Source organism: Catenibacterium sp. CAG:290, from assembly GCF_000437715.1.
GTDB classification, from domain to species: domain Bacteria; phylum Bacillota_I; class Bacilli_A; order Erysipelotrichales; family Coprobacillaceae; genus Catenibacterium; species Catenibacterium mitsuoka_A.
In genome coordinates this window covers 1-9001 of the sequence record NZ_FR898778.1, presented here as the reverse complement: position 1 = coordinate 9001, position 9001 = coordinate 1, and the positions used below count along the sequence as shown (strand labels likewise).

The window sequence follows — 9001 nt, the reverse complement described above, 5'->3', positions numbered from 1 at the left end:
GCAATATCTATTGGGGTTAAAGGTCGGAGGTGTAAATCGTTAGTACGACTAGGCAGTTACAAGCCCACGACCTAAAGGTCATGGGTAGTTGACAAGTATTATACATAATGATCATAATTTTGCAAGTATACAGTGAAAGGAGTCAGAGCAATCTGGCTTCTTCTTTTTATAGCAAAAAAGCCTCTAATTAAAGCTACCTTTTAAAGGTCACCATTAGAAGCCTCTTTCTTACTAGAAAACCATTCAACAAGGCCGCTTTTTAAAAGCCACCCTATCTTCCAGCTCTCTTCACTAGTATTATACACATTTATCGTAAAATTACAAGTAAACTATTTGATTCTTTGTTGATTCTTTGTTGACTCTAAAGTAAAAAGGCAAATTCCAACTTAGACGGGTCAAAGTTGCGTTTAGTCTTTCACATCTAAAGAGATTTTATCATCATTTTCTCCTCTCTCATGGTCTAAAAAGTATATACAAAAGGGTGCATATACTTTTAGAAACATAAAGCAAGTATTAGAACTATTGAACAAATAAATTAAAAGAATATATATGTGTATTGAAATAGAAAACTATAAACAACATGATTTCTTCAATTACTCTGATTACAATCAAATAGATACTGATGCCGCAGCTTTACTCAATACTCTCTTGAATAATCCAGAATACAATCTGCACCTCAACAAGCAATACAAAGTCGAATAAAACAAATAATACGTGCGAACAAGAACTATTAGGTTCTTGCTATATTATCAAAAAATAAAAAATATTTGAATACCCACAATACATAGGTATACTATAAAAACGTTTTTAATCAGATTCTTTTAAATATTAGAAAGAACTATCAAAGATTCCAAAAGTATTCCTTGCAGATTAAGGATATTCAAATTATTCTTTGATTTTGCATAATTTATTATTGTTTTTCTTTAAACGAAAGAATTTTTTCTATATATACTGTTTTATTTATTTGATCGACAGAATAATATATATTATAACCGATATCAGGTGAAACATATTTATATAGAAATTTAGAATATTTCTTAGTTTTGCCAGCATTTTCAGACAAAAAAGAGGCAACTTTCATAATTTCATCGAATACCTTTATAGCAAATTCATAATTATGAAAATGTTCAATACAATATTCATCAATACGATCTAGTGCCTCATCTATTTCTTTTGTGATTACAACTTTATAAGCCATATCTTGCTCTACGCTTTTTAGCGAAATCTTTAATACTCATTGTTTCAGTTTCACCATTCATTAATCTTTCATGTTGCATATCTAATTCTTTTTTGAATTCTATTTCTTTTATAAAATCATCTAATTCATCATCAGTTAAAACATTATAAAAAACGCCATCAATGATCATTTTTCTTATTTCCATATTATCACTCCTCTATAAATAGTATATCATGCAACCTTATTATTATCTACTTTTCTAACAAAATAGATTTAAGGTTCTAAAGTGAAAAGTTAAATTCCACTTTAGGCGAGTCAAAGTTGAGTTTAGTCTTTCCCATTTCTCCAGTTGAATTTACTTTTACACCTTAAGGGATTTTATCATCATTCTTGCTTGTTTATTGAAATTTATTGCTGCGTATATAGAGGTAAGGAGCCCGTTTAAGGTATTATAAAAGGAGTCAGATTTTTCTGACTCCTTTTCTAGAAAGAACTATTACCCTTTATATACTTCCTGATCAATCATGTTTTCTTTCTTAGCTACAATTACTGAAGTAGAAGCATCACCAACTACATTAAGTGAAGTAACTAACATTTCAATAGGTCTATTGATTGAAAGAATTAATGAGTATGCAAGTAATGCCGCATCGTTTGTATAACCCATACCAGTTAAGATAGTAAATAAGATAACAGCACCTGCACCTGGTGCAGCTGGAGTACCAACTGATGCAATTAATGCAAGTACTGCAATAACTGCCATAGACATGAATGTTACTTTATATCCAGAACTTGCTGCAATAAACATAGCTGCAATAACCTGCATGATTGCTGTACCATCCATATTGATTGTCATACCTAAAGGTAATACAAATGATGCAATCTGATCATTTACACCTAATTCTTCAGTTACTGTTCTCTTATTGATTGGAAGAGTTGCAGCACTAGAAGAAGTAGAGAAACCAAACAAAGCAACCTTAACCATCTTCTTCATGAATGGCTTTGGATTTACTCTAGCCATAGACATTAAGTAGATCGGATAAGCTAAGAATAAATATATAAATAATGCAATAACAACTGTAACAACATAAGCAAGTGCTGGTCTTAATGAATCAATTCCATAAATTGCGAATGTTCTAGTTAATAAGCAGAAGATACCAATAGGGGCAAACTTATTAACTACAAATGATAAGAATAAAGTAATAATCTTAGATACTTCTTCAAATAACTTCTTTAGAGTCTTTGTTTCTTCTTCTAATGTATTCATTGCTAGACCCATAGCAACTGCTATAAACACGATAGCAAGTACATTACCATTAGTAGAGAAAGCTGAAATAAGGTTGTTAGGAATAATATTTAAAATAATGTTTAATGGGTTAGAACCAGTAGAACCCTGCTGGATTGTTACTGCTGCTTTACCCACTGCATTAAAGAAACCTAAACGATATACAATAGAGGCAATTACACCTGCAAAACATAATGCACATACAGTTGTAATAAAGAAAGTTAAAATAGTCTTAGTAGAAATTCTACCTAACTTCTTTGTATCTGTGATAGTTGAAATAGCTAATGTAATAGATACAAATACCATAGGTACAATAATAAGCTGTAATGAATTAACAAATAACTGACCTATAATATAGAAGATTCCAACAGCTTTAGTTGCTGTAGGCTGTGTAATATCCTGAAAGAATAATTTATTGATCTTTGTCCAAAGATCAGTCTGACCACTACTTATTAAGTGTTCTCTTAACATAATGCAGCCAAACCCACAGGCAAGACCACAAATCATCGCAATTAACATCTTTTTAGCTAACTGCTTACCATTACTTGTTTTCATTTTTACCCTCCTGAATTTAATCCCAAAATTGAGACTATTATACACTATCTAGAACATAATGCAAATAGTATTCATTAAAATGTGAGTGAGCATAATATATTTATTTATAAACTATAATATAATAATTAGCATAGGAGGAAATAAACATGGATACTGATCATAGGGAAGAGATGTTGAAGTTAAGAGAAGAACTTCTATTAGTTGAAGAAGAACGTAAAGCAGGTAAGAAGGTTTATGCTATTGATGAATTAGACGAAATCCTAAATGAAGTTATTGATAATGTAAAACAGTCAGGCATCTAATCCTGACTGTTTTACTTAAGAAAGGGGAGAGCACTTATAGTAGTCTCCCTGAGGGAAAGATATATTATTTTTAATAATCCCAGTTCTTCCAATCTCCACCAGTTAACTTATCAAAGTCTTCACCATTAATTTCTGCACCATCACCATAGGAATGATCACCTTCCCAGTGATATTTAGGATCCATTTCAACTGTTAATGATCCTTTATGAATTTCTGAAGAAGAACCACCTGAAGTATTACTGCTTCCAGAAGAATTGCTGTTGTTTGAAGAAGAATTATTAGAAGTTCTATTTGTATTAGAACTCTGTTTCTTCTGTACCTTAGTCTTTACACTTGTAGTACCATCTTTATTCTTCACTGTCTCATGAACAACTTCTTCATTACTACTAATCACTGGTTTCGCAACAATAGTGACCTTACCAGTCTTCTTAGTTTCATTATTGTACTTATCCTTTACTGTAACGTTAAAATCATACTGCCCTGGAGTATTTATATCTATTTTACTGGTATCAATCTCAATACTTATTTCAGATAGATCACTAATATTCATTAGAGACTTGAGAGAATTGTAATCAAGTGTATCTACACCAGTTCCTTGTAACAACTCCATATTTGTAGGTAATACAAACTCTGGTGCTTTTGTATCCTTCACAATAACACGCTGTTTCAAAGACTTCTTCTTATACTTCACAGTAATACTATACTTACCTACTGCAGGATATGTTTTATCCTTCTCATTAGGTATCTTATTGATTATTTCTAAATCACCTTTATTAAAATCCTTATAGTCTTTTACTATATCCTTAAGTTTAGGTGTATATGTAGTTCCGTATTCTACATTCACCTTATTAGTCTTAAGCTCTAGTTTAGGACCACTTAACGCATAAGCAGTAGCACCTACACCAATCATTACAACTGCTCCTACAGCTATCATTATCTGTTTTTTATTCATATTCTTTTTCTTCCCTTACTATATATCTTATATACAATGATATTCTTACTGTTAGTTTGATGCAATAGAGAAAGTACTATATTTATATTATTCACAAGCGTTACATAAGAATAATAGAAAAAAAGAGATCTCTTTTCTAAGAAATCTCTTTCTTTAAGTTCTTTCCAATAGTGAACCACATAGTAATATAACAAGCGCCACCACCTATAAAATTACTAATGGCTTCTGAAATAAATACACCTTCAATTCCAATAAAACGTGGAAGAATAATAGTCAAAGGAGCTACTATAATCACTTTTCTAAAGATAGAAAAGAAGATAGCCTGTTTAGACTTGCCTAGTCCTACTGCCACAGACTGACCACATATCTGTAATGACTGCATAAAGAATCCTGCAAAATATAATCTAATATAAATAATTGCATGTTTAGTCATATGAGGATCATGAGTAAAGATATTAATAAAGTATTGTGGGAAAGCAGTAATTAATACCCAGATAATAAACATTGTTCCAAAACATAAGAGTGTCACAAAGCGTATTGCTGATAAGACACGTTTATATTCTTTAGCCCCATAATTATATCCTAATACTGGCTGAGAGGCATTTCCAAACCCTTGTGCTGGTAACTGCACAACTTCTCTAATAGAGTTAATAATAGTCATAATCGCTATATAGAGATCACCACCATATAATTGTAAAGTAGAATTACATACAATAGATACTATTGAATTAGTAATACCCATCATAAATCCTGCAGTTCCTAAAGAGAATATACGCTTTACATAATAAGGATTTAAATACATATATTCTTTCTTTAACTTAAGTATCGTTTGATCACTTCTTAAGAAGTGTATTGTCCATAAAGCAGATACAAACTGTGACAGTACTGTTGCAAGTGCTGCACCTTTCACATTCATATTTAATAAAAATATAAATATTGGATCCAATATAATATTCAATACAGCACCAATCAGTACTGTCATCATTCCTATTTTCGCAAATCCTTGACTATTAATAAAACTATTCATACCTAGTCCTATTAACACAAACACAGTCCCTAACAAGTATATAGTCAAATAATCATTCGCATACTTAAAAGTATGCGTACTTGCTCCAAAGAGCCATAAGATCTTCTCCTTAAAAAGAAAACCAATAATCATTAAACCAATCCCAAATAGCACTAACAAACAGAAAGCATTCCCCATAATCTCTTCTGCTTCTTTGTTATTACCTCTCCCTCTCGCAATTGAACAAAGTGGGGCACCACCCATACCAAACAAGTTCGCAAATGCAATCACTATAGAAATAATAGGAAGACATATTCCCAGTCCTCCCATAGCTAGTGTTGAAGTATGAGGAATACGTCCTATATATATTCTATCTATCACGTTATAAAGTACATTAATCAACTGTGCTACGATCATTGGTCCTGCAATAGATAATATATGTGTAGAAACCTTTCCCTTCGCAAAATTATTCCTTTCTTCCATATAACCATCTCCCTTAACACAATCTTTACTATCTCATATATATTACAGTCATACAGTTCTTTTTCAAACTTTGAAATACTGTAACTCATATTATCTTCTGTATATCATGCTTTTTCACTATGTATAGTGAGATATACTATAATAAAATAAAATTCCATAAATAAAATTAAATATATGAAATATGTGTTGCATAAGTAATATGTAAGCGCTACAATATCTATGTTAGATACATTCGAAAGGAGAAGAAAACGATATGAAGAAAGTATCCGCTATAGCACTTAGTACAGCTATGGCACTCTCAATGGCTTTGCCATCTAAAGTCAATGCCACAAGCAGAGTGGATCAATTACTCTCTAATATGAGTACAAGACAAAAGATCACACAGATGCTTATGGTTGACTTCCGTTACTGGGACGAAGACTTAAGTGATGGTGCACAGACTACCGGTCATGAGTTTACTAAGATGAATGACCAAGTCAGAAAGATTGTCGAAGACTATGATTTTGGAGCACTTATTTATTTTGCTCAGAACATCCAGGAAACAGAACAGTCTTATAACTTAAGTATGGCTATGCAGAAAGCAGCTACAAAAGATGGTGGTATTCCACTATTAATTAGTGCTGACCAGGAAGGTGGTAGTGTATACCGTTTAGGTTCAGGTACAGCTTTACCTGGTAACATGGCACTTGGTGCAACTCATAATACAGAGTATGCGAAAAAAGCAGGTCAGATTATTGGTAGTGAATTAAGTAGTATTGGTATTAATACTAACTTAGCTCCTGTTGTTGACGTTAATAATAATGCAACAACCCAGTTATCGGTTTAAGAAGTTACAGTGATGATGCAGATGTAGTAGGGAACATGGCTTCTGCAACAATCGCTGGATTAAAGGACTATAACGTTATCGGATGTGCGAAGCACTTCCCAGGTCATGGTGATACAGCCACTGACTCACATTATGGTTTACCAATCGTAAACAAATCAAAAGCAGAATTATTAAATAATGAATTAAAACCATATAAGATTGCCATCAATCAGGGTATTGAAATGATCATGACTGCACATATCTTATATCCACAATTAGATAACACAACTGTTGTTTCAGAAAAAACAGGTAATGAAGAAAAGAAACCTGCGACTATGTCAAAAGCAATCATCACTGATCTATTAAAGGGTGAAATGGGATTCAATGGTGTAGTCACTACAGATGCGATGAACATGAAGGCTATTGCTGATACATTTGGTGAATCACAGGCAGTTAAACTTGCGATTGAAGCAGGTGCTGATTTGATCTGTATGCCTACAGTTCTTTACAATCAGGAAGATGTTAAGAAGCTAGATACAATTATTGATTATGTAGAAGATGCTGTGAACAATGGTGAAATCTCTGAATCAAGATTAGATGATGGATGCAGAAGAATCTTAACAGTTAAAGAAAACAGAGGCATCTTAGATTGGAAAGAATCTAACTTCTCTCTAAATAAAGCATTATCTACAGTAGGTAGTGCCACTAATAGAGCAACTGAAAGAGAAATCGCAGCTGCAGCTGTCACTGTTGTAAAGAATGAAAACAATACTTTACCTCTAGTTGTTAAAGAAAAGCAGAAGATCTTAATGCTTTGTCCATATGACAATGAAAGAGCACAGATGATTATGGGTTATAATCGTGCTAAAGAAGCAGGACTTATCCCAGACTCTGCAGAAGTAAAAGTAGTAAGATATAATGGTTTAAATATGGATGCTGTAAAAGAAAACATTGATTGGGCTGATACAGTATTTGTTAACTCAGAAATTAGTGCTGCAAGTCGTTTCTCATCTAACCATTGGTTGTATTCAAATGTAGAAGATATCGTAGACTATACTCATGAAAAGGGTAAGAAGTCTATCGTGATGTCAGTAGATAAACCATATGATGTACAGATGTATGCTAATGCAGATGCTATTTTAGCTGTATATGGATGTAAAGGTTCTTCAGTAGATGTTACTGAAGCAATTGTTGGTGGAGTTACATCTTCTAAAGCTGCTTATGGACCTAACATTATTGCAGGTATTGAAGTTGCTTTAGGTACATTTGGTGCTCAGGGAACACTTCCAGTTAATATTCCTGTATATGATAAGATTGCTAAGCTTTACACTGATACTATTAAGTATAAACGTGGTTATGGAATCACTTATCAGTCATTACTCAACAAAGATACATTAAATGACTTAATCTCTAAGGCTGAAAGCTTAGATTCTAAGAAATATACAGAAGAATCTTGGAATAAACTTGTATCAGTTTTAGCTGTTGCTAAAGAAGTAGCTAATACAAATGGTGTTTCTCAGAAGAAGATTGATGAAGCGATTGCTTCATTACAGTCTGCTATGGATGCTTTAGTAGAAAAACCTGTAGAAACTAAACCAGAAGAACCTAAGAAAGATGACACTAAGAAAGAAGATACAAAGAAAGAAAACACAAAGAAAGAAAACACAAAGAAAGAAGACACTAAGAAGGATAATGTAAAAACAGGCGATAGCACAGCTATCCTACCACTGGTTACATTAATGGGTCTTGCTTGTGTTGCATTTATCTTTCTTAAGAAAAAAAGAGCTTAATAACTAGAACGTCTCTTCATTGAGACGTTCTTTTTCCATGTGTTATAATGAGGTAGGGTGATCTATATGGCATGGATTCAATTATTAGTAGATGGTGGAATAGGTTTGATATTAATCATATCTGGAATACTTATGAATATGATTTCTAAAAGACATAATAAACAATGTACAAAAAGTGTGGAAGGAAAAGTAATTAGTTATGGTTTTTTAGGAGAATCACGCATGTATCCAATAGTGGAATATGTAGTAGATGGTATGACTTATAAGACAAAGAAAAAATATAAAGGAATTAAGTCTATCAAAGCATCAGGAATACCACTACCAGTTAAATCTAAAACTTATGAGGATGAAAAAGGATACCTACATATAAAATCAGGAGCCATTGTAAATGTCCGTCAGATGGCAGAAAAACTATGGCCTATCAATAGTAAAATGATTGTTTACTATAATCCAGATAACCCAAAAATATGTTATGTAGATAGACCTATTTATAATAGTTTTGCATCTAAGATGTTTATAATTATGGGTAGTGTTGTAATAGTTATAAGTATTATTGTATTTTTCTTAAATTTTATATCTAATTTTCGATTATCCGCATAAACACTATACTTTCAAGTATTTTGAAGTATAGAAAACCATTCATTTTACC

7 protein-coding genes and 1 pseudogene are annotated in these 9001 nt (G+C 32.3%); 3 read left to right on the top strand and 5 right to left on the bottom strand.

From position 1 onward, the window contains the following. Positions 1-910 precede the first annotated feature (910 nt). The 3 genes from QVO42_RS02365 to QVO42_RS02355 all read right to left on the bottom strand — a co-directional run bounded on the left by QVO42_RS02365 (position 911) and on the right by QVO42_RS02355 (position 3014). Complete coding sequence (locus tag QVO42_RS02365; protein ID WP_022424584.1) at positions 911-1198, bottom strand: hypothetical protein; 288 nt, start codon at positions 1196-1198, stop codon at positions 911-913. Beyond that, the gene (locus QVO42_RS02360) at positions 1188-1382 is read right to left on the bottom strand and encodes a hypothetical protein (protein ID WP_022424583.1); all 195 of its coding nucleotides are present in this window, start codon (positions 1380-1382) and stop codon (positions 1188-1190) included. The genes QVO42_RS02365 and QVO42_RS02360 overlap by 11 nt, the downstream gene beginning before the upstream one ends. A 291-nt stretch (positions 1383-1673) precedes the next feature. After that, entirely contained in the window at positions 1674-3014 is a 1341-nt protein-coding gene (locus QVO42_RS02355; protein ID WP_022424582.1) for a dicarboxylate/amino acid:cation symporter, read from the bottom strand. A gap of 146 nt (positions 3015-3160) precedes the next feature. Here QVO42_RS02355 and QVO42_RS02350 point away from each other — a divergent pair, with 146 nt between their 5' ends. Next, positions 3161-3316 (top strand): hypothetical protein, encoded by a 156-nt coding sequence (locus QVO42_RS02350; RefSeq protein WP_022424581.1) that lies wholly within the window; start codon positions 3161-3163, stop codon positions 3314-3316. A gap of 70 nt (positions 3317-3386) precedes the next feature. Here the strand turns inward: QVO42_RS02350 and QVO42_RS02345 are convergent, their stop codons facing one another. Then, entirely contained in the window at positions 3387-4268 is an 882-nt protein-coding gene (locus QVO42_RS02345; protein ID WP_288163624.1) for a hypothetical protein, read from the bottom strand. 136 nt (positions 4269-4404) lie between these two features. Continuing rightward, positions 4405-5757 (bottom strand): MATE family efflux transporter, encoded by a 1353-nt coding sequence (locus tag QVO42_RS02340; RefSeq protein ID WP_022424579.1) that lies wholly within the window; start codon positions 5755-5757, stop codon positions 4405-4407. Positions 5758-6010: 253 nt separating this feature from the next. Here QVO42_RS02340 and QVO42_RS02330 point away from each other — a divergent pair. Then, positions 6011-8352, top strand: a pseudogene (locus QVO42_RS02330) (glycoside hydrolase family 3 protein). Between the two features lie 66 nt (positions 8353-8418). Next, positions 8419-8952 (top strand): hypothetical protein, encoded by a 534-nt coding sequence (locus tag QVO42_RS02325; protein ID WP_022424576.1) that lies wholly within the window; start codon positions 8419-8421, stop codon positions 8950-8952. The last annotated feature ends 49 nt before the right edge of the window (positions 8953-9001 follow it).